Genomic DNA, 20671 nt, shown 5'->3' with positions numbered 1-20671 from the left:
GCGATCTTGTCTCATTAATATCCAAGGAAAGGGAAGACTTTTCCCGCGTCAAGAGATATTGAGACACATTTTCAAAAAAAACATGCACACAAGACCTATAGTATGGATACCATTTCGACTACGAGCAAACGCATGCACCCTCAGAACTGACGATAGGAAATCCCGATTGGGTAGCAGTACGATGTCGAAAAGCTCATTCCACACCTGCGCGTTGCAGCGAGTCATGCCCTAATTACGGAGCTTCGCTCAATGTAATTGCTAGCAGCCTACTGCGACTCGCCCGCTCGCATGCGCCTTACTTGAAATGAGCTGGCCCTGTAATGTTGGACAGGTTGCTATCACCAGTTAAATTCTAGCAACCCATGAAGAAGAGACGTAAATTCACCTCTGAGTTTAAGAGTAAGGTAGCGCTTGAGGCGCAGCGTGAGCAGGAGCCTTTGCATGAGATCTCGAAGCGCTATCAGATCCACCCGACTCAGGTGACTGAGTGGAAGAAGGCGCTGCTAAGTAACGCGAGCAGCGTGTATGAGCACTCAAAGGACAAGCACGAAGAGAGCTTCAAGTAAAAGCTCAAAGAGGACCCTTATACAAGCAAATCGGCCAGCTCCAAGTGGAGGTGGATTTTTTAAAAGACAGCTGTGACAAGCTCGGTATCATTATCCCAGAGGACGAGCTTGGTCGATAGGAGCGTAGCCACGAGTATCCAGAAACAGTGCCAACTACTTGGGGTGCTTTGAAGAGGCTTTGTAGGCCGAAGGCTCCCCGGAGATCTTCAATACCGATCAGGGCAGCCAGTTCACTGGAGAGGCCTTCACTGGTGTGCTCAAGGCGCACCAGATCAAGATCAGTATGGACGGGAGGCATCCCCATCGCCGAATTGTTCCGCTACATGAGCTGAGACAAGCGCGCCACCCGCATCTTCAGTATAATTACGTCGGGAGCCCAAACGGTAGGCGCCACTTCGCGAGAAGCACCTTCCCTTCGACCAGCTCAGGACAGACCAGCCCAATACCGATCCAATCTCGAACCCAAGCGGCTGGAAGCCGCTTCTACGTGGGAGTTCGCATTTGCCCAATGGGCAAATCTATCGGTCCATGCTTCGACACACTCAGCCCATAGCCGGATGCTGAAAAAAGCAATGCTTCTTCCTGTGTGAGGGCGCACACTTAGGGTTGAATCGACGACCGCCGTAGTTTGACTGTTGCCATGACCATGATCGGAACCCCGTTTACATCGAATGCCACCAAGGTGCTGCTCTGCGGCTCTGGAGAGTTGGGCAAGGAAGTCGTCCTCGAGCTCAAGCGCTACGGCGTGGAAGTCGTGGCCGTCGACGCCTACGACAACGCGCCAACCATGCAGGTCGCAGACCGCGCACATGTTTGCTCGATGCTGGACGGCGCGGCCCTGCGCACGATCATTGAAACGGAAAAACCGGATTTCGTGGTGCCGGAAGTCGAAGCCATCGCGACGGCTACCTTGGCCGAATTGGAAGCCGAAGGAAAGACCCAGGTCATTCCGACCGCCCGCGCGACCTGCCTGACCATGAACCGTGAGGGCATTCGCCGACTCGCCGCGGAAGAGCTCGGGCTCGCGACGTCGCCTTACCGCTTTGCCGAGAATTTCGAGGACTATCAGACCGCCATCGAGGCGATCGAGCTCCCCTGCGTGGTGAAGCCGATCATGAGCTCCTCCGGCAAAGGCCAGAGCGTGCTTCGGACCGAGGCCGACATCGAGCCCGCCTGGCGCTACGCGCAGGAAGGCGGCCGCGCCGGCAAGGGCAAAGTCATCGTCGAAGGCTTTGTCGATTTCGACTACGAGATCACCCTGCTCACCGTGCGCCATGTCGACGGTGTTGCGTTCTGCGAGCCGATCGGCCACATTCAAGAGGATGGTGACTACCGCGAATCCTGGCAACCTCAGCCGATGAGCGCAGCCGCGCTGGCAAACGCCAAGCACTGCGCCCGGGCCGTCACCGATGCACTCGGCGGCTTCGGGATCTTCGGCGTCGAGCTCTTCGTCAAAGGCGACACGGTCTTTTTCAGCGAAGTCTCCCCCCGCCCCCACGACACGGGGATGGTCACCATGATCTCGCAGGACCTTTCTCAATTCGCGCTCCACGCGCGCGCCATCCTTGGAATGCCGATTCCGTCGATTCGTCAATTCGGCCCCAGCGCCTCGGCTGTGATTCTGGTGGAAGGCCAGAGCGAAGACGTGAAATTCGGCAACGTCGCCGCGGCCTTACGCGAGCCCGACACCCAGCTACGCCTCTTCGGCAAGCCCGGGGTAAACGGCAAGCGCCGCATGGGCGTCGCCCTCGCCCGCGATGAAAGCATCGAAGCCGCCCGCGCCAAAGCCCGCACATCGGCTGCCACCGTGCATGTCGAGATTTAACACGCTGATTTCAAGCCTCTCGGAGCAGGATTGAGGCGTCTTCCCACAGCTCCGCGTAGGCCTTAGCTGCGGGCGAACGGGTATCGAATGCCAACAGTGGCTCGCGGTGCAGCCCCATTTTCTCAACCGCCGCCGCCATCGGAACCACCGGCTGTAGAAAGCGCTTATCCTTGCCGCGCGTTTCCTCCATCGTGTCCTGATGCATCTTCTTGCGGCGCTCGACCATCGAGAAAAACGCGCGCAGTTTTTGTGTCTTAAGACCCTCAGCTTTGAAGAAATCAATGATCTGCCCGTAGGTAAGCATAGAGAGCGTCGTCGGGATCACGGGCACGAGGATCACATCAGCGGCACGGAAAATGTTTTCGCTAAGCAGCGTCACATTGGGCGGCGAGTCAATCACGATCACATCGTAGTCGCCCACCAGGCTCTTCAGCGATTCACGGAGGCGCTTTTTCGAACGCTTGGAGTGGTCGAGCTCGATGTCGAGATTCCGATAAGCCATCGCCGACGGCAGCAAATGCAAGTTTGGGTAGTCCGATTCGCGGATCTCGCGATCTAGCTTCTTGCCGCCTTGTAGCAGCTTCTTCGGCCCGTGCTTTTTATCCGGCCGCACGCGAAAGTAAAACGACGAAGACCCCTGCGGGTCCAGATCGCAGAGCAAGGTACGGTTACCCGATTGCGCCGATAAGAATGCCAAGTTGACGGCGGCGGCCGTTTTACCCACCCCACCCTTAATGTTATAAACTGCCAATACCTTCATCGTGATATTTTCTTCGCTTTCTTGGGTTTGGGTTTCTTTGCGGGGGCGAACATCGGCGGGTTCGTGGAAACTTCAACTATGATCGGTCGAAAGAGGTGATCTGCTACCGAGAGCACCCGCGCATCGTCCAGCGTATCAAACGCTGCCCTAAACTTCTTGCGCTCACATACTCGCTTGCGCTCTAACTCCGCAACCAAGGCGCCCAAAGCCGCACATAGCTGGACAGCCTCCGGGCGCTTCAGATCGACTGACTTCAAATACTGAGAAATCGTCTCCTGCTGCACGCACACGTCGTTAAATGCGCCGAGAACATTCTGAATTTTGCGCGAACGCTTAATGAGAAAATCCAGTTCGTCGCTGTCATAAAGCGAACGGAAAAACTCCAGCAGATAACGCAGTTTCTTAAACTGAATCCGTAGCTCGTGGACTGCCTCATCGGGCGTTTCATCAGCGATCTTGCGACCATCCTTAATGATGCGCTTGAAGCGCTTCATCAGGAGCTGATTGGCGAGACTTTTAACCGGCGCATCGCCGTCCTGAACTGTGGCATGAGAACTCAGAGCTTCCTTGCGCACAAAGCGATCCCATGCCTTGAGCTCACGCGTGACCTGAGCGCTCTGTAACGCTTTGACGAACTGTTTGAATACCTTGCTACGCTCCTTACAGAGATCAGCAAAAAAGTCTTCAAGGCCGGGACGCAGGGCTGGCGGCAAGAGCTTCGCATAATCCCCTTGTTCCAACAAATAAACATCCAAGTCACGCAGACGGTTCGTGCGTTTCATCACATCACCAAGTGCAGTCTTGTGCGCAAGCACCTGCTCCTCTGCATACACACCGCGGACCAATTGGAGTAAGGAACGTGTGCGGCGTAGCGCTACCCGGAAGTCGTGCAAAAACTCGGAATCAATATCGGCCAACATTCCCGGCACGTTCACTTGGACCTGCTCCAACGAAGCCAGCAAAATGCGTGTGCACGCCTCCCGCGCCGTCAAATTTGGCGAGAGCTCGAGCTTAATCTTTGAAGCGTAGTCAAAGGGCGTCACTCCCGAGGCTTCCAACGCAGCAAAAGCATAATGCCGCGTATCATCATGCTCAGCTAAACCAGCCTCAGCCAACTGCCTGGAAACAGCTTCGGCCTGCGACTCATATCCCTTCAGCGCGACCACGCGCATCAGCCGACGAAAGGGCATGGCCTTCTGCCCAGCCACTGGCCGAAATAGCGTTTCCAATTCGACGCGCACGGTGGTCTTGCCGTCAGTATTTTCGATGCGAAAAACTTCCACTTCGCGGATGACTTCCGCCCGTGGCATCACCGCACGAATATCCATGACTGTGCTTACTTTGTCTCGCAAAGCGCCGACAGGAAAATCATCTATCGCCAAGTGCTTAGCAGCAGCTTTAAAAGACTCGCGCGCAATTAATTCATCTCCAGCGCAGCGATGCAGTTCAAAGCAAGTGCGGTCACGCAGCAGCACACAATCCGCAGATAAAAGACGCCAGTCAAAGGTATCAAGCACCTCCCAGCGGCGCCGCTCCTTGCCTCCAGCGATAAGACCTACCGCGTCCTTCAACGCGCGCAGCTGCTGGCGCCCCTCGTCGGACATCGGCAATAGAAATCCACTCGAAGTCTTCATGACTCGGCGCGCTCCTCCGCAGTCCATTCTATAAACGGACGCTTGGCCAAAGATGCGTTGGAATATTTGCGCTCATCGGTGACTTCACGGCCAACCCAAGCAGGCAGCTCCACGAGCTCGTCTTCATCGTCGAGCTCAACTTCCGCCATCACCAAGCCTTCGTTTTCACCGTCGAATACATCCACCTCCCAACGATGCCCGGCGTGGTCAATGAGGTGGCGCGTCTTCTCGATCACCGGGCGGCGGCAAAGCAGCTCCAGCAGCTCCCGACCTTCGTCAAGCGGGATCGGATATTCATACTCCAGGCGGCTTTTGCCCTGAACGGCGCCTTTAATGGTCAAATAGCAGACATCGCCGCTGATCCGCACGCGGACAGTGGCCTTATCGCGGTTGATATAGCCCTGCTCAAGCCGCGTGCTGAGCTCCGGGCGCGGCAATTCCTCGGCGCGGGCAATGAATTTTCGTTCGATCTCAATCGGCATAGCTAAGCAAAGCTAGTTGTTACAACCAAGAAACACAAGCGTTTCAGCGATGTTACTAGACCACTCAGCTGACAAAAAATTCCAAGAACTTTAATGTTACATCTGCTTTCAGGGACTTCAGCCATCTGTAACAAAAAAAGCGGGAGACGATAAAACGCCTCCCGCTTAGGAAAATATCTGCCGATAATCTTACAGCCCTTGGCAAAAACGCGCCAAGCGCTCAAGCCCCTTGGAGATGACTTCGTCGCTCGTGGCGTAAGACACGCGCATGTAATCATCTGCGCCAAAGGCGACACCAGGCACTGCGGCGACGAGCTCGTCTTCGAGGAGCTTCGCACAGAAATCCGTGGAAGATAGACCGTAGGAACCGATGTTCGGAAACAAGTAGAAGGCACCCTGTGCGCGATCGCAGCGAATGCCGTCGATCGCGTTTAAACCATCGAGCAAGGTCATGCGGCGACGATCAAAAACCTTCAGCATCCCAGCAATCGCGTCCTTGGCTTCGGTAGGGCGCTCCATTGCAGCCAGCGCACCCCACTGCGCGAACGTTGTCGCATTGGAGGAAGTCTGGCTTTGCAGGCTGGCAACCGCCTTTGCGATCGGGGCCGGGGCCATGAGCGTGCCGAGACGCCAACCGGTCATGGAGAAGGTCTTGGAGAAACCAGACACCGTTATCGTGCACGCGGCGGCTTCTTCACTCAGGCTGGCCGGGGAGACGAATTCCACGCCATCATAGAGCAGATACTCGTAAATTTCGTCGGACATTACGTAAATGCCCGCTTCGATGGCGACTGCCATGATGGCCTCGACTTCAGCCTTGTTGTAAAGTGCGCCAGTCGGGTTAGACGGACTATTAAGCACGAGCAGACGCGTCTTCGGCGTAATCGCTTCTTTGAGCTGCTCAGGCGTAATCTTAAAGCCCTGATCATCGCCCGCAAAGACAAACTTCGGCGTTGCGCCGGCCAGTTTGACCATCTCCGGATAGCTCACCCAATAAGGGGCCGGAATGATAACTTCGTCACCGGGGCCACAAACCGAGAGAATCGCCAAGTAGCAGGAAAACTTGCCACCAGGGCTAACCACGATTTGCTCCGGCTTTACGCCGACAACACCGTTTTCGGTGATGTATTTTTCGGCGAGAGCAGCGCGCAACTTGGGAATGCCGGCTGCGGGCGCGTATTTCGTGTCCCCGCGACGCAGGGATTCCTCGCACGCTTGCTTGATAAATTCAGGCGTGTCAAAGTCCGGTTCACCCGCACCAAAACCGCAGACGTCCTTACCCTCTGCCTTGAGCGCCTTAGCCTTGGCGTCGACGGCGAGAGTCGGGGACGGGGAAATGTTGCGAGCCCAGGGGGATAATATAATCTCTGATGCTGACATGTGGGATTCCTAATGTTAGTTAGACCCGGCAAGAATCAGCATCCTGCCCAGCAAAGCAATCCTTTTCAGCACCCGGCCAAAAAAGGCCGGGCGCGAAAGGAAAATAGGCTAGGCTACGGATTGGCGATTACTTCTTCTTGGACTTCTTCGCTTTCTTCTTAGCCGGGGCTTTCTTCTTGGCAGGAGCCTTCTTGGCGACCTTCTTTTTCGCAACCTTCTTGATCGCCTTCTTGGCAGCTTTCTTAGTTGGTGCTTTTTTCGCTGCCTTCTTAACCGCTTTCTTAGCGACCTTCTTTTTCGCAACCTTCTTGACCGCCTTTTTGGCAGCTTTCTTAGCTGGTGCTTTTTTCGCTGCCTTCTTAACCGCTTTCTTAGCGACCTTCTTTTTGGCAACCTTCTTGACTGCGGCTTTCTTGACTGCCTTTTTCGCCGCCTTCTTCACGGCTTTCTTAACAGCCTTTTTCGCGACTTTCTTCTTAGCCACTTTTTTGACCGCTTTCTTGGCGACCTTCTTCACTGCCTTCTTAGCTGCCTTTTTCGCGGGAGCTTTCTTGGCAATTTTCTTAACAGCCGCTTTCTTGGCAGCTGGTTTTTTTACGGCCTTCTTCGCGACCTTTTTTACAGCAGCTTTTTTAACAGCGGCTTTCTTGGTTTTCTTTTTCGTAGCCATATTCGGTTAGTCCTTTACTTGGTTTGTAGCGTCTCACCGATGAACAAACTTGGGCTAAACCCAGTGTTCAGATTAGAACGGTGAGAAATTATCGTGAGCAGCAACTTAGCCACAACCGACATTGCAGACTCACTTAAATTTACGCGCATGCGAACAAGCAAACGACACGCGCAATCGAGATAAGGTAAATTAAAAACACCCGGTGATACACTGCTTAATTTTTTGGAGGCAACCTCCTTCGGATTCTGCAACTGGCAAGATCCTAAATTCTGTTTTTGTGCGGTGCGCTGTAAGCGAAGTGCGATCACTTGAAATAAGGTTAAAAGCTTTAAGCCTCTTCTTATAGACGCTAGTTAGCAACTTGGTGACTAAATATCAATCATAAAGTTACCCAACCATTACCTCAATGTAACTCTGCCATGCAAAGTCTGGCGACAAGCACGACTTACTTTACATCGCAAAGCGATTGCACATGGCGAACCGATGCGCGCGCCAAGGCTTCCAAGTTATAGCCGCCTTCCAACACCGAGACCAAACGCCCACCGCAGCTTTGCATGGCAAAGTCTTTGATCAATTCCGTTAACTCGTAGAAGTCACGGTCATTCAATTTCATGTTTGCGAGTGGATCGTCAATATGCGCATCAAAACCAGCAGAGATCAAAATCATCTCCGGCTTAAAGTCGGTTAAAGCTGGCAAGACTTCTGTTTCCCACGCCAGTAAATACTCGGGGTATTCTGCACCTGCAACGAGTGGAATGTTTAACGTATAGCCAAGCCCTTCACCTGCGCCCTTCTCTCTCGCCATGCCCGTACCCGGATAGAACGGATACTGATGAAAGCTCACGAAGTAAACCGATGGGTCATCATAAAACGCCGCTTGCGTGCCGTTGCCATGATGCACGTCGATGTCGATGATCGCCACGCGCTTCAAGTCATATTGCTGCTGTGCATAACGCGCGGCCACCGCCACGTTGTTGAACAAACAAAAGCCCATCGCTTGCGCGCGTTCGGCATGATGCCCGGGGGGGCGCATTACGCTAAACGCGTTCTTCGCTTTACCTTGCATCACCTGATCTACGGCGAGCATCGCGCCACCAGCCGACAAACGCGCCACATCAAACGACTCCATGCAGACTTGGGTATCGCCGCGATCCAACACATCATCCCCGCGCAAGCACGCTTCCTCAATCTGTCTCACATAAGCGCCATCATGAACCTGCTCCACCCACGACAACGCCGCCTTGTCCGCTAAAACCCAATTCAGCTGATCATCATTAAAGTTTTCGCGCAACGCATCGACGACTGCTTTCGTCCGCTCGGGTCGCTCTGGATGATAGCCGCCTGTATCGTGCAGCGCACAATCGGGGTGATGAATAATCGCGGTCTTCATTTATACCCCAAACCCACCTCCACCGGGAGTTTCGATGCAGAGCCGTTCGCCGGCCTCCGCTTCATAATGAACGCACGCTGACAAGAACTCATAGCTGCCGTCCAATCGAATTCGTTTTTGCTTACCCGGTAAACCATCCCCGCCACCCGCTTGCCCCATCGGCCCACGCTCGCGATGCTGAGTTAAGAGCGACACCGACATCGGCTGTAAAAATTCGACTTCGCGCACCAAGCCATCGCCACCACGCCAACGGCCACTACCCCCGGATTCCTCACGTAAGACAAAGCGCCACAAACGCAGTGGGTAACGCCGCTCAAAAATTTCCGGATCAGTGATCGCAGTGTTAGTCATATGCGTGTGTACGCCCGATGCGCCATAAAAGCCGCGGCCTGCGCCCGCGCCACCACCAATCGTTTCGTAGTAACTCAGCGAGTCATTGCCGAAGATGAAGTTATTCATCGTGCCCTGACTATCGGCCACAATGCCAAGTGCACGCAAACAACATTCTACCACACGCTGACTCGTCTCCACGTTACCACCAACCACTGGAGGCGCTTCACGTGGATCCTCAGGAAACTCCGGATTCAAGAAGCAACGTGGCAAGGTCAACTTTACTGGCGCGAGCAAGCCTTCGTTGAGCGGAATATCTTCGCGCACCAACAAACGCAGCACGTAGATCAACGCGCTACTGGTAATCGCCGGCGTCGCATTCAGGTTCCCCGGATGCCTCAAAGCCGTCCCGCTGAAATCCACGGACAACACACGATCCCGCCATACCATCGCCACCTGGATTTCGCTGCCATCATCGAGTGTGGAAATCTGTGTTTTCACATCGGAGCCAAAGCTCTCCAACTTAGCGCATAGAGCTTCCGCTGAAAAATCCAATAAGGCCTGCATGTAGTGCGCAACCTGATCCACGCCATAGGCCTCGGCCATAGCTAGCAACTGAGAAGCGCCGCGACGATTCGCCGCCACCTGCGCATTCAAGTCTGCCAAGTTATCCGAAACCGCGCGCGATGGGTATGCCGCCTCACGCAGCAGCAATTCCAACTCGCTCATGCAGCTTTCGCCCGCGCGAAATAAATACATCGGCTTGATCACCACACCCTCTTCGGCGAGGCAAGTTGCATTCGGCGGCATAGATCCCGGGCGAATGCCACCCAGCTCCGCGTGATGCGCGCGATTCGCCACATAGCCAATTAGGCGCTCACCTTGAAACACCGGTGCAATCACCGTGACATCCGGCAAATGCGAACCGCCGTAGCCGGGGTGATTCGTCACCACGACATCGCCTGGTGCCAGCTCCATCTGCTCGGCAACCGTGCGCACACAAAGCCCCAAGGCGCCGAGGTGCACCGGGATGTGCGGTGCGTTGGCGATCAGCCGCCCTTGCGCATCGAGTAGCGCGCAGGAGAAATCCAGGCGCTCCTTTACATTGGTCGACACCGCCGTACGCTCAAGTTGCACGCCCATCTCTTCAACCACCTGTCGAAAACGATTCGTAAACAACTCCCGCGCGACAGCTTCATTGACGGCAACTTCGCGCTCGGTTTGGGCATGACGTGTTAATCGCAGCGTGCCGCGGTCGCCCATCACCGCACTCCAGGCAGCATCGATAAATAAAGTGCACGTGTCATCAAACACCACCGCTGGCCCTGTCACTTGGCCGCAGACTGGTAACTCGCCACGCGCCCAAATCGCCACGCCAGCATCCGTGGTTTTAACCGCTGGCAACGCCTTAGGATCGGCGGCAAATATTTCCCGTGGCAAGACCGACGATACAGTCGCAACCACAACTTCCACGGCCACGACTTCGATTGCGCGACCCTCAGGATAATAACCGAAAACTTGCACGTATTCGCGACGAAAAGCGGCCGCCAAATCCGAAACGTGTTCGATGGTCAGCGTAGACTCCTGCCCCTTCAGTCGGAGCACTACTCGGTTGTGGCGCGTAACGAGATGCGCAGCATCCACGCCCTCACCCGTCATTGCCCCCCTGAGTTCCTCGGCGATTTCCTTCAGCGTGGCTTCTAAAGTTTCCTCAACAACATCGAGTAGCTCCATTATCTGGCGCTGGCCAATGCGCTCAATCGCTGCCTGCTGAATGCCATACGCGCTCAAGATACCCGCATGCGTCGGAAAGAGCACCGTCTCGACACCGAGCTCATCCGCTATCGCACAGGCGTGCAAACCACCGGCGCCGCCAAATGCTACCAGCGCGTACTCGCGCGGATCATAGCCCTCGCGCACCGAAATCGTTTCGATCGCTGCGGCCATACGTTCGTTGGCGATGCGAAGGAAGCCGGACAATAATTCCTCGCGCGCAATGCCCGCATTGGCCGCAATCGCGTCAGCCGCCTTCGCCGCATGCTCAGGATAAACTGGAATGCTGAATGCACTGGGCAACACGCGCCCAAGCAGTAGGTTCACATCTGTCACCGTCAATGGACCACCCGCGCCATAACACGCTGGCCCCGGATACGCGCCCGCGCTGTCGGGCCCGACAAAAAGTTTTCGTCCATCCCAACCACATATCGAGCCGCCACCTGCCGCCACGGTTTCGATTTTCAATGCGGGCGCCAGGATCGACGCATCGCCAACACGATGACTGGAGCGATAATCAAACGTCCCTTCACTGCGTGAAACATCTGTGCTTGTGCCGCCCATATCGAAGGCAATCACGCACGGGCTACCTGATTGTTTGCCTGCGGCCACGGCACCTACGACACCACCGGCGGGACCACTGAGCAACGCATCCTTCGCGCGGAAATCAGCCCGCGCCATCAACCCCCCGGCACTGGTCATCACGCGCAAACGCCCGTCACTCAACGCACCCTGCACTTGGTCGAGGTAGGCGTTCATAATCGGGCTTAAGTAAGCGTCGACCACCGTCGTTTGCGCACGCGGCAAAATTTTAATAAATGGCGCGAGTTCCGAAGACAGTGTTACTACGCTAAAACCAGCTTCACGCAAAAATCCGCCAAGCATTTGTTCATGCGCTGGATTCTGGTAACTGTGCAGCAGCGTCACTGCTGCCGCATCGCAACCAGCCACCCGCGCAGCAGTCACTTTGTCCCGCAAAGCTTCATCCAATACTAGCGATTGAATCTCGCGGCCATCGGCATCCATGCGCGCATCGATTTCGATCACGTGCTTTGCCAGTTGGCGCGGTTTATCAATGGCGAGCGCAAACAAATCGGGACGCCGCTGGTCGCCAATCGATAGTAAATCACCAAAGCCTTTAGTGACAAAAAACGCCGTTTTCGCGCCCTTGCGCTCCAGCAGCGCATTCGTGCCGCGCGTGGTGCCGAGGCGCAAGTTGATTGGCGGCAGGGGCTGATCCCCAGGCGTGCGCGTCATCACGCGAGCGCCGAGAATGGGTGCCTCTTCGCCGGTCGTCAGTTCGATCAGACTACCCGGCGGCAAACGTCCTTCGACTTCGAGCAACAACGCCTTGTCCCGCGAACGGTAGTCCAAAACGCGAAAAGCTTCGCCGCCGGGAAAAAGCGCGGTGAAGCCGCGAAAGAATCCGTCAGGCAAACCCCAACTGGCTTCCAAGTGCACCCAACCGGCTCCCGGCTTGGCCGTGATCATGGCGCGCAAGCTGGCATTTGAGAGCACCTTGGCGCGATGCGGACGCCCTTTCGGGTCCACGCCAATTAAGTCAGTAAAGGTGCCACCGGTGTCTGCAGCGATTTGCCAGGGCTCAGCCATTGGCGCTAATAAAAGCCAAGTGCGCGAAACAAGTCTATGAAAAAGGCGCGGATTGCTCCACGCCTTTTGATTGAAAGAATGACAGAAAATTCGCCCTTAGATAATCATGCCCGCAGCAACTGTTTCGTTCGTGAACTCGTCGATGAGCACGAAGCTGCCGGTCTGGCGGTTACGCGAGTAGCTGTCGAAGAAGAGCGGCGACGAGGTGCGCAGCGAGATGCGACCAATGTCATTGAGGCCGAACTCGAGGTCGTCCTCGATCTTGTGCAGCGTGTTGATGTTCACCTTGTAGCGAACGTCCTTCACGATGGCCTTCACTTCCTTCGTCGTATGGCGGAGGATGAGCTTTTCGCGGCCCTTGAGCTTCTTCTTCTCGGAGAACCAGCAGATCATCGCTTCGACATCCTGCTCAACTTTGGGCTGATTGTTCGGCTTGGCGATCATGTCGCCGCGCGAAATATCAATTTCGTCTTCGAGCGTCATCGTGACCGACAACGGGTTGAACGCTTCTTCAATCTCACCTTCGAGGGTATGAATCGCCTTAACCTTCGTCGTAAAGCCACTCGGCAGCACGACTACGTCGTCACCCGGCTTAAACACGCCACCCGCAACACGGCCCGCGTAACCACGGAAGTCATGCCACTCGTTGGACATCGGGCGGATGACCCACTGCACCGGGAAACGCGCGTCGATGTGGTTGGCGTCGGGACCAACGTAGACGTTTTCCAGGTGATACATCAAAGTCGGGCCTTGATACCAATCCATGTTCTTGGACTTATCCACGACGTTGTCGCCCTCAAGCGCGCTGATCGGAATGAAGGTCACTTCGACGACGTTATCCAAGCGCGATGCGAACTGCTTGAATTCAGCTATAATTTCATCGTAACGCTCCTGGCTCCAATCAACGAGGTCCATCTTGTTCACGCAGATCACGACGTGCTGAATGCGCAGCAAGCTCGCGATGAAGGCGTGACGGCAAGTCTGCTCGATGACACCCTTGCGCGCGTCGATGAGGATGATGGCGAGGTTGGCTGTGGAGGCACCCGTCACCATATTGCGCGTGTATTGGATGTGCCCCGGCGTGTCCGCGATGATGAACTTACGCTTCGGCGTGGCGAAGTAACGATAAGCCACGTCGATTGTGATGCCTTGCTCGCGCTCGGCGCGAAGGCCGTCGGTCAGGAGGGCAAGATTCACGTGCTCGTCACCACGCGCCTTGGAGCTGGTTTCAACTGCTTCGAGTTGGTCTTCGAAAATGTTCTTCGAGTCGTAGAGCAGACGGCCAATCAGCGTGCTCTTACCATCGTCAACGGAACCCGCCGTCGTGAAACGGAGGAGGTCCATGTCTAAATATCCGCGTTCTTCGCTCATGAGATATCAGTCTTTGAAATTATAAATTTTGGATTCGTGTCGTTCGGAGCGGCTTAGAAGTAACCTTGCTTTTTGCGGTCTTCCATAGCGGTTTCAGAGCGCTTGTCGTCGGAACGGGTGCCACGCTCGGTTTGGCGGGCGGCGGCGACTTCTTCGATGATGTCGTCGATGGTGGCCGCGTTGGAGAGCACGGCGCCAGTGCAGGTCGCATCGCCAATCGTGCGGAAGCGGACTACTTCCTTGCGGGCGGTGGCTTCTTCCTCCGGGAGCATCGTGATGAAGTCCGTCTGCGAGAGGATCACTCCGTCGCGGGTGAACACGTCGCGCTCGGAGGCGAAGTAAAGGCTCGGTAGCGGAATTTCTTCAGCCTTGATGTATTGCCACACGTCCATCTCCGTCCAGTTGGAGAGCGGGAACACGCGGAAGTGCTCACCGTGTTGCTTGCGGCCATTGAAAATGTTCCAGAGCTCGGGGCGCTGGTTCTTCGGGTCCCACTGGCCAAACTCGTCACGGTGCGAGAAGAAGCGTTCCTTGGCACGCGCCTTTTCTTCGTCGCGGCGACCACCACCCAGGCAGGCGTCGTAGCCGTGCTTTTCAATGGTGTCGAGCAGGGTCACGGTCTGCAGCGCATTACGGCTGGCCTTGGGGCCCTTTTCTTCCTGCACACGTCCCTGGTCGATCGATTCCTGCACGAGGCCGACGACGAGGTTCGCCTTGATCTGCTCCACGAAGTCATCGCGATAGGTGATCGTTTCCGGGAAGTTGTGGCCGGTATCCACGTGGACCAGCGGGAAGGGAAGCTTGGCCGGGTAAAAAGCCTTGCGCGCCAACCATGCCATGACGATCGAGTCCTTACCGCCCGAGAATAGCAGTGCGGGCTTTTCAAACTGCGCAGCGGTTTCGCGCAGGATGTAGATCGCCTCGGACTCCAGTTGTTTGAGGTGGTTAACCTGGTAGCTCTTGCTCTTTTGTTCCATGAGAAGTTTTGGGTATTTCTGAAAATTGATGGCTAGGCCTGCACGCGCTCGAGCACGTAGTTAAGCAGGCGCTGCACGCTTTGTTCGATGGTTTCGTTTTCGGTGTCGATGACGAGCGCTGGCGTGGAAGGTTCTTCGAAGCCGCTGTCCTTGCCGGTAAACTGCTTCACCTGGCCGGCTTGCACCTTCTTATATAGACCCTTAGGATCGCGCTCCTGGCATTGCTCGTAGCTGGCCTTCACGTAAACGTCGGAGAAATCTTCCGCGCCAACGACCTCCTTGGCCATCTGGCGGAGTTCTTCCTTCGGGCAAATGAACGACGTGATCGTGATGACGCCGGCGTCCTTGAACAACTTGGCCACCTCGCCGATACGGCGGATGTTTTCCAAGCGATCTTCGTCGGAAAAACCGAGGTCTTTGTTCAGGCCGCTGCGGATGTTGTCCCCGTCGAGCACCTGGGCAAACAAACCGCGGTTAAACAACTCCCGCTCCAGCGCGAGCGCCAAAGTGCTCTTACCCGAACCACTCAAACCAAACAACCAGAACACGTGAGAGCGCTGCTTGAGCGCCGCCTCGCGATCAGCCCGCGGCAGCATGCGGTCAAAGACATGGTAGATATTGTCGGGTGTTTCGGGCATTTGTAAAATTAAAGTTGGCTATCGATACTTCACAAATAGGCAAGCGCAAGCTTATTTTTACTATCTTACCTAACTTACCCAAGATTAGAGCTTTTCAGTCAACTTACCCAATAAGACACCGAGGCTTGCCAAAAGACACCTGCTTCGTGATATCTTTAAGTTCGTGCCTCGACTCATTCCAGCTCTGATATTCAGCATCGCCCTAGCGGCGCTCTCCGCCAGCGCTCAAGCGCCTTCCCAGCAGGATAACCTCCCCACACCGGAGGCCAGAGTCATCTTCGATCAGCCGCGCGACGGACTGCCGATTCTCCTGCGGACGCGGGAAACCTACGATAAGTGCTTCTCCTACCGTGCGCAAGGTGCCGTGCGCCTTGTTGTTTATGAAGAAACGAAAAAAGCGCAGAGCTTTCTTTTCCAGGAAGGCGGTGGCTCCACCCGCACCAAGCGCTTCAAGCTGTTTTCCACCGCCTTCACCCGCGATCCGTTTGCGCTGAGACACGAGATCATCAGCATGGGCGCTGGCCGCAGTTTTACCTCGATTGACTTCTGGACCGCGCAGCGCCACGCCGCGGATCACTATTCTTCCTCGCCACTGGCCATGACTTCCCAAGGGCTGGCTCAGGCAATCAAGGCCAACAACTACATCCTGCTCAATTACGACCCCGCGCCCGAGTGGCTCCTGGCCTCCAATCCCGACCTCGCACCAGCACTCGGCGACAAGGATGACTGGCTAATGCAGTCCGCCAAATACCCACGCGACGTGTGGTGGATCGGCGAAGAGAGCCTGGCTGGCGTGCAAACTGACATCCTTACCTGGCGCACTGCAATGGGCGACGCCGTTGCCGTCTGGCTGACCCGCGAGCCGCTGGCCATCGTCAAGGTCATGGCCGAGCGCGCTGACGAGCGTGACTACACCAACGTGACCATGCTCATGCAGCCGGAGTTTGGGGTCAACGTGACAGCCGACGAGTTGTCACTCAACCGCACGCGCCCCGACTTCTTTAGCATCGATCCCAACAACATCGTCTTCGGGCCGCTCGAAATGCCCCCTGTTCCGGCCGAACGCACGCCAATGGCACCCACCAATGGCGACGACATTACCGCGACTCCTCGCACCACCACCACCCCTGCCCCCAGCGAGATTACCCCCGAAGACACGCCAACCACCAGCGGTGTCGCTGGCGCCAACGACGTGATGGGCCAACTACCCGGCGAACAGATCGAGGAAGAAATCGTGGCTGAACAAGCGCCCGATAAAAGTGTGCTGACGCCGGAAGAGCTCGCAGCGATCGTCATCATCGAGGGCGATCAAAACATCAGCAGTGGCTTTTTCTGCAAAATTCGCGGCCGTGAATTCATCATTACCAGCTTGCAGGCACTGACCGAGCAGAGCCAGTTGCGCATCCGCACCTCCGACGGAACCCCCGTAAAAACCAAAGAAATTTATGCCGCCTTTGGACATGACATTGCCATGATCTCTGTGGACGAGTCCCTGGCCTCGCTTGTGGCTGACGAATTGGTCGACGACGACACCAGCGTGGGCCAGCAAGTCGTAATCCCCGGCAACAAGCTCGGTGGAGGCGTCATTACTCAAGTGCAGGGCGAAGTCACCGCAATTGCACCGGACCGCATCAGTTTAAAAGCCGACTTCGTCCCCGGCAATACTGGCAGCCCCGTCATCAACCTGAAGACCGGCGAAGTCATCGCCGTGGCAGCTAAAGTCGAAGACGGTAAGCAGACAGAATGGTTCGGCTACCGCATTGACAACGTTTCCCAATGGGAACAGCTCAGCTGGTACAAGTGGCAGCGGCAATTTGAGCTCGTCTCAAAATTCAGCGATGACTCCCTGGCAATCTACCACTACTTAAGCAACAACAACGCCTTCTATAACAACCGCGAACTGCGCAGCCTGTACGACGACTACCTGGAGACTGTGTCCGACAAAAAACAGAGCGCCGACTACTACGAACGCCAAACCCGCCTCTTCGTGCAGCACATGATCAACTTCGCAAATCGCGAGCTGGAGGACGTCAAAAAGACTCAATTTTACGACTACTTCATGACCACTGCCAACCCGAAGCAAAACATCGCGGAAAACGTCAAATACCGCGAACTGCTCATTGACCGCCTCAGCGACATACTCGACAACAACTGGCGCACCCTCTACAATCGAGTTCGCTCACGCACGAACTAACCCAAGGTTTAGGCATCCCCAGTTGTCCAGCCCTCAGAGCTCGCATAAACTGTGGAAAATTTCCACGTCCGAGTGCTTCCTGCGGCTGAAACAATCCAAAAATGGGCTTTAAACAGATCGATAATCCGCTAGCTTCGGAGTCTTTTCACGCCTCCATGCCTTTGAATTTCTTCTCTAAAGCCAAGAATTCCGTCGTCAAGCGCTGCCAAGACGACGATGTTACGCGGCTGCGCAAACGCTACAATCCTTACTACCACACCTTCGAAAGCCAGCGAGGCTCCCGTGTGATCAAGGAGGGCAAGGAATATGTCATGCTCTGTAGTAATGACTACCTGGGGCTCAGCAACCACCCAAAGGTCATCGAATCCGCTAAAAAGGGTCTGGATGACTGGGGCAGCAGCACCACCGGCGCCCGCCTGGCCAACGGCTCCCGCGGCTACCACATTGCTTTGGAGGAGAAGTTCGCGAATTTCATCGGCAAGGAAGCCTGCCACATCTCGGTCGCTGGCTATATTTCGTGTATGTCGTCGGTTCAGGCCTTTGCCCAAAAGGGCGACATCGTGCTGGTCGATAAAAACGTCCACAGCTCACTTTGGGCCGGCATCGGCCTCACCCAGGCCAGCGTGGAACGCTTTTCGCACAACAATCCAACCGACCTGAAGGACGTTATTTCCTTCGAAAAACCTGAGACCCCGAAGATCGTCGTTTTCGAGGGCGTTTACTCAATGGAAGGCCACGTCGGCCGCGTGCCGGAGCTGATTCAGGCCTGTGACGGCCACGATTGCTTCTACGTGATGGACGACGCGCATGGCTTCGGCGTGATGGGCCCGCAGGGTCGCGGAACCGCCGCTCACTTTGGCCTCACCGACGAAATCGACGTCATCACGGGCAGTTTTTCGAAGTCCCTCAGCAGCACGGGCGGTTTCGTTGCGGGCTCCAAAGACGTCATCGAATACCTCCGCACGCACAGTAAGCAGACCATTTTCTCCGCCGCAATCAGCCCGCCCCAAGCCTACGCAGCATCGGCCTCGATCGATGTCCTGCTAAACGAACCAGAGCACCACCAACGCCTGTGGGAGAATACCCGCCGCTACAAGGAAATGCTCCGCAGCATCGGCCTCGACATCTGGGACAGCGAAACCCCGGCTGTGCCGATCATAATGGGCAAGAAGGAGAAGGCTTACCGCTTCTGGCAAGCGCTACTCGAAAAGGGCGTCTTCACGGTGATGTCGATTGCGCCAGCCGTGCCACCGGGCAAGGACCTGATCCGCACTTCGATGTCCGCCCGCCATACGGAGGAGGATTTAGAGATCGTCTTCGAGGCGATGCAATACGCCCAAAAGAAGGTCAACAGTTCGATGTTCGGCCTTTAGCCTCACAGGGTTCAGCCAGCCTTCCCTCGTGGCCATCTAGACAATTCTCATTTTCCTCCCCCCTCTTGCCCCATCGCCATTTTTGCACTGCAAAAATCAAACGGTCCAGCAGGATGCTGGTTTTAGATTGAAATGATGTGGGGGAGTGCGTTTGCTAACCGGCTTCTTTAGAAAACCCATGGCGTTAATTGTGCAAAAATACGGCGGCACCTCCGTGAAGGACGTGGACCGCATCCAAAATGTGGCGCGCCGCATTAAGGGCTTCGTCGACCAGGGACACCAGGTCGTCGTGGTCGTGAGCGCGCGTGGCGGGGTAACCAACGAGCTCGTGGACCGCGCCAAGACCATCAACCCCCAGCCCGCTGAGCGCGAGATGGACATGCTGCTGGCATGCGGCGAACAGGAAACCATCGCGCTGACCGCCATGGCGCTCCACTCCCTCGGCCAGCCCGCGGTCTCCCGCCTGGGCCACCAAGCTGGCTTCGTGACCGATGGCGAGCACACCCGCGCCCGCATCATCGACATCACCGGCGGCGATATTAAAGACCGCCTCGCGATGGGCGAAGTCGTCATCGTGGCTGGCTTCCAGGGCCAAAACAGTCATGGCGAAATCACCACGCTCGGTCGTGGCGGCAGCGACCTCTCCGCCGTGGCTTTGGCCGCAGGCTTGAAGGCCGACCTTTGCCAGATTTTCACCGACGTGGATGGCGTTTACACGGCCGACCCCCGCGTCGTCCCCAACGCCCGCAAAATCAACGAAATCAGCTACGAAGAAATGCTGGAGCTCGCCTCGATGGGCTCCAAGGTCATGCAAGCGCGTTCGGTGGAGTTCGCGCAGAAGCATGGCGTCATCTTCGAAGTGCGCAGCAGTTTTAACGACCAACCCGGAACCATTGTGAAAGCAGAAGTCCCCTCCATGGAAGACGTCGTCGTGAGCGGCGTAGCGCTGGATAAAAACCAGGCCAAGATCACCGTTAGCGACCTGCCGGACAAGCCCGGCACGGCAGCCCTCGTCTTCAAGGCGCTCGGCGAAGCCAACGTCATCGTCGACATGATCGTCCAAAACGTCAGCCGTGGCGGCCAGGCCAATCTGACCTTCACCGTGCCTAAGGACGACGTCCACCGCGCAACGGGTGCCGTGGAAAAGGTCCTCCAGCAAGCAGGCGGCGGTACGGTCAACTACACGGGCGACATCGCCAAGCTGTCCGTCGTGGGTGTGGGCATGCGCAGCCATGCCGGCGTCGCAGCGACCCTCTTTGACATCCTCGCGGCCAACAGCGTGAACATCCAAATGATCTCCACCTCGGAAATCCGCATTTCCGTGGCCATCGATCTGGAAGACGCCCCCAAGGCCACCCAGGCCGTCCACGACGGGTTCGGGCTCAGCGCTTAGAAGATTAAAGGAAAAAGTTTAAAGGAAAGAGCAGGCTCGGTCATTTTTGGCCGGGCCTTTTTTGTGGGCAAACAGCCCAGCCCCGCTATGGAGTGCGCCAGCCCTCTGGCGCTTTGGCATGGAACGCAGCGGATACGAACCTTTTCCGCTCGCGCAGGTAGAAAGATTAAAAGAAAAAGAAGCGCGGCTTGGCCGTGCGTGAAATCCCACCGAGACGCCAGCCACTTTATGGAGTGCGCCAGCCCTCTGGCGCTTTGGCATGGAACGCAGCGGATACGAACCTTTTCCGCTCGCGCAGGTAGAA

The 20671-nt window shown here is 56.1% G+C and carries 16 protein-coding genes; 5 read left to right on the top strand and 11 right to left on the bottom strand.

Translation table 11 applies throughout. The annotated features are described in order from the left end of the window. Positions 1-362 precede the first annotated feature (362 nt). The gene (locus RBB62_RS07755; RefSeq protein ID WP_309398169.1) at positions 363-566 is read left to right on the top strand and encodes a transposase; all 204 of its coding nucleotides are present in this window, start codon (positions 363-365) and stop codon (positions 564-566) included. Positions 567-1206: 640 nt separating this feature from the next. Continuing rightward, a complete protein-coding gene (purT, locus tag RBB62_RS07745) occupies positions 1207-2391 on the top strand; it encodes a formate-dependent phosphoribosylglycinamide formyltransferase (RefSeq protein ID WP_309398168.1) in 1185 nt (394 codons plus the stop codon). A 10-nt stretch (positions 2392-2401) separates the two neighbouring features. On the opposite strand, the gene RBB62_RS07740 is transcribed toward purT, so the two are convergent. The 10 genes from RBB62_RS07740 to cysC form a co-directional block, all read right to left on the bottom strand. Then, positions 2402-3151 carry a ParA family protein gene (locus RBB62_RS07740; protein ID WP_309398167.1) on the bottom strand — a complete coding sequence of 250 codons (750 nt, stop codon included), beginning with the start codon at positions 3149-3151 and terminating at the stop codon, positions 2402-2404. Then, positions 3148-4785: a CHAD domain-containing protein gene (locus RBB62_RS07735; protein WP_309398166.1), complete on the bottom strand. Its 1638-nt coding sequence runs from the start codon at positions 4783-4785 to the stop codon at positions 3148-3150. Before RBB62_RS07735 ends, RBB62_RS07740 begins: the two co-directional genes overlap by 4 nt. After that, positions 4782-5267, bottom strand: a complete 486-nt coding sequence (locus tag RBB62_RS07730; protein ID WP_309398165.1) for a CYTH domain-containing protein — start codon at positions 5265-5267, stop codon at positions 4782-4784. Before RBB62_RS07730 ends, RBB62_RS07735 begins: the two co-directional genes overlap by 4 nt. 189 nt (positions 5268-5456) lie before the next feature. Further along, positions 5457-6647: a pyridoxal phosphate-dependent aminotransferase gene (locus tag RBB62_RS07725; protein WP_309398164.1), complete on the bottom strand. Its 1191-nt coding sequence runs from the start codon at positions 6645-6647 to the stop codon at positions 5457-5459. Positions 6648-6774: 127 nt separating this feature from the next. After that, positions 6775-7317, bottom strand: coding sequence for a hypothetical protein (locus RBB62_RS07720; protein ID WP_309398163.1), 543 nt, complete (start codon positions 7315-7317; stop codon positions 6775-6777). A 445-nt stretch (positions 7318-7762) separates the two neighbouring features. Next, positions 7763-8707 carry a histone deacetylase family protein gene (locus RBB62_RS07715; RefSeq protein ID WP_309398162.1) on the bottom strand — a complete coding sequence of 315 codons (945 nt, stop codon included), beginning with the start codon at positions 8705-8707 and terminating at the stop codon, positions 7763-7765. Beyond that, entirely contained in the window at positions 8708-12421 is a 3714-nt protein-coding gene (locus tag RBB62_RS07710; RefSeq protein ID WP_309398161.1) for a hydantoinase B/oxoprolinase family protein, read from the bottom strand. 96 nt (positions 12422-12517) lie between these two features. Further along, positions 12518-13792 (bottom strand): sulfate adenylyltransferase subunit CysN, encoded by a 1275-nt coding sequence (gene cysN, locus RBB62_RS07705; RefSeq protein WP_309398160.1) that lies wholly within the window; start codon positions 13790-13792, stop codon positions 12518-12520. A 53-nt stretch (positions 13793-13845) separates the two neighbouring features. Then, positions 13846-14769 (bottom strand): sulfate adenylyltransferase subunit CysD, encoded by a 924-nt coding sequence (cysD, locus tag RBB62_RS07700; protein WP_309398159.1) that lies wholly within the window; start codon positions 14767-14769, stop codon positions 13846-13848. A gap of 32 nt (positions 14770-14801) precedes the next feature. Further along, positions 14802-15407, bottom strand: coding sequence for an adenylyl-sulfate kinase (gene cysC, locus RBB62_RS07695; protein WP_309398158.1), 606 nt, complete (start codon positions 15405-15407; stop codon positions 14802-14804). 163 nt (positions 15408-15570) lie between these two features. Here cysC and RBB62_RS07690 point away from each other — a divergent pair, with 163 nt between their 5' ends. The 3 genes from RBB62_RS07690 (at position 15571) to RBB62_RS07680 (ending at position 20367) form a co-directional block, all read left to right on the top strand. Next, complete coding sequence (locus RBB62_RS07690; protein WP_309398157.1) at positions 15571-17601, top strand: S1 family peptidase; 2031 nt, start codon at positions 15571-15573, stop codon at positions 17599-17601. A gap of 155 nt (positions 17602-17756) precedes the next feature. Next, positions 17757-18974 (top strand): aminotransferase class I/II-fold pyridoxal phosphate-dependent enzyme, encoded by a 1218-nt coding sequence (locus tag RBB62_RS07685; RefSeq protein WP_309398156.1) that lies wholly within the window; start codon positions 17757-17759, stop codon positions 18972-18974. Between the two features lie 178 nt (positions 18975-19152). After that, positions 19153-20367, top strand: a complete 1215-nt coding sequence (locus RBB62_RS07680; protein ID WP_309398155.1) for an aspartate kinase — start codon at positions 19153-19155, stop codon at positions 20365-20367. On the opposite strand, the gene RBB62_RS07675 is transcribed toward RBB62_RS07680, so the two are convergent. Further along, the coding region (locus RBB62_RS07675) for a hypothetical protein (protein WP_309398154.1) at positions 20364-20671 on the bottom strand (308 nt) is incomplete at its 5' end. The genes RBB62_RS07680 and RBB62_RS07675 overlap by 4 nt on opposite strands.

This window comes from Cerasicoccus maritimus (assembly GCA_031296935.1).
Classification (GTDB): domain Bacteria; phylum Verrucomicrobiota; class Verrucomicrobiia; order Opitutales; family Cerasicoccaceae; genus Cerasicoccus; species Cerasicoccus maritimus.
The sequence above is the reverse complement of the archived record's forward strand: the minus strand, read 5'-3'. Positions and strand labels throughout refer to the sequence as shown.

What these genes read in the sequence shown, in the direction of transcription:
- RBB62_RS07755 (WP_309398169.1), top strand. Translation starts at nt 363, where the DNA reads ATGAAGAAGAGACGTAAATTCACCTCTGAGTTTAAGAGTAAGGTAGCG.
- purT (WP_309398168.1), top strand. Translation starts at nt 1,207, where the DNA reads ATGACCATGATCGGAACCCCGTTTACATCGAATGCCACCAAGGTGCTG.
- RBB62_RS07740 (WP_309398167.1), bottom strand. Translation starts at nt 3,151, where the DNA reads ATGAAGGTATTGGCAGTTTATAACATTAAGGGTGGGGTGGGTAAAACG.
- RBB62_RS07735 (WP_309398166.1), bottom strand. Translation starts at nt 4,785, where the DNA reads ATGAAGACTTCGAGTGGATTTCTATTGCCGATGTCCGACGAGGGGCGC.
- RBB62_RS07730 (WP_309398165.1), bottom strand. Translation starts at nt 5,267, where the DNA reads ATGCCGATTGAGATCGAACGAAAATTCATTGCCCGCGCCGAGGAATTG.
- RBB62_RS07725 (WP_309398164.1), bottom strand. Translation starts at nt 6,647, where the DNA reads ATGTCAGCATCAGAGATTATATTATCCCCCTGGGCTCGCAACATTTCC.
- RBB62_RS07720 (WP_309398163.1), bottom strand. Translation starts at nt 7,317, where the DNA reads ATGGCTACGAAAAAGAAAACCAAGAAAGCCGCTGTTAAAAAAGCTGCT.
- RBB62_RS07715 (WP_309398162.1), bottom strand. Translation starts at nt 8,707, where the DNA reads ATGAAGACCGCGATTATTCATCACCCCGATTGTGCGCTGCACGATACA.
- RBB62_RS07710 (WP_309398161.1), bottom strand. Translation starts at nt 12,421, where the DNA reads ATGGCTGAGCCCTGGCAAATCGCTGCAGACACCGGTGGCACCTTTACT.
- cysN (WP_309398160.1), bottom strand. Translation starts at nt 13,792, where the DNA reads ATGAGCGAAGAACGCGGATATTTAGACATGGACCTCCTCCGTTTCACG.
- cysD (WP_309398159.1), bottom strand. Translation starts at nt 14,769, where the DNA reads ATGGAACAAAAGAGCAAGAGCTACCAGGTTAACCACCTCAAACAACTG.
- cysC (WP_309398158.1), bottom strand. Translation starts at nt 15,407, where the DNA reads ATGCCCGAAACACCCGACAATATCTACCATGTCTTTGACCGCATGCTG.
- RBB62_RS07685 (WP_309398156.1), top strand. Translation starts at nt 17,757, where the DNA reads ATGCCTTTGAATTTCTTCTCTAAAGCCAAGAATTCCGTCGTCAAGCGC.
- RBB62_RS07680 (WP_309398155.1), top strand. Translation starts at nt 19,153, where the DNA reads ATGGCGTTAATTGTGCAAAAATACGGCGGCACCTCCGTGAAGGACGTG.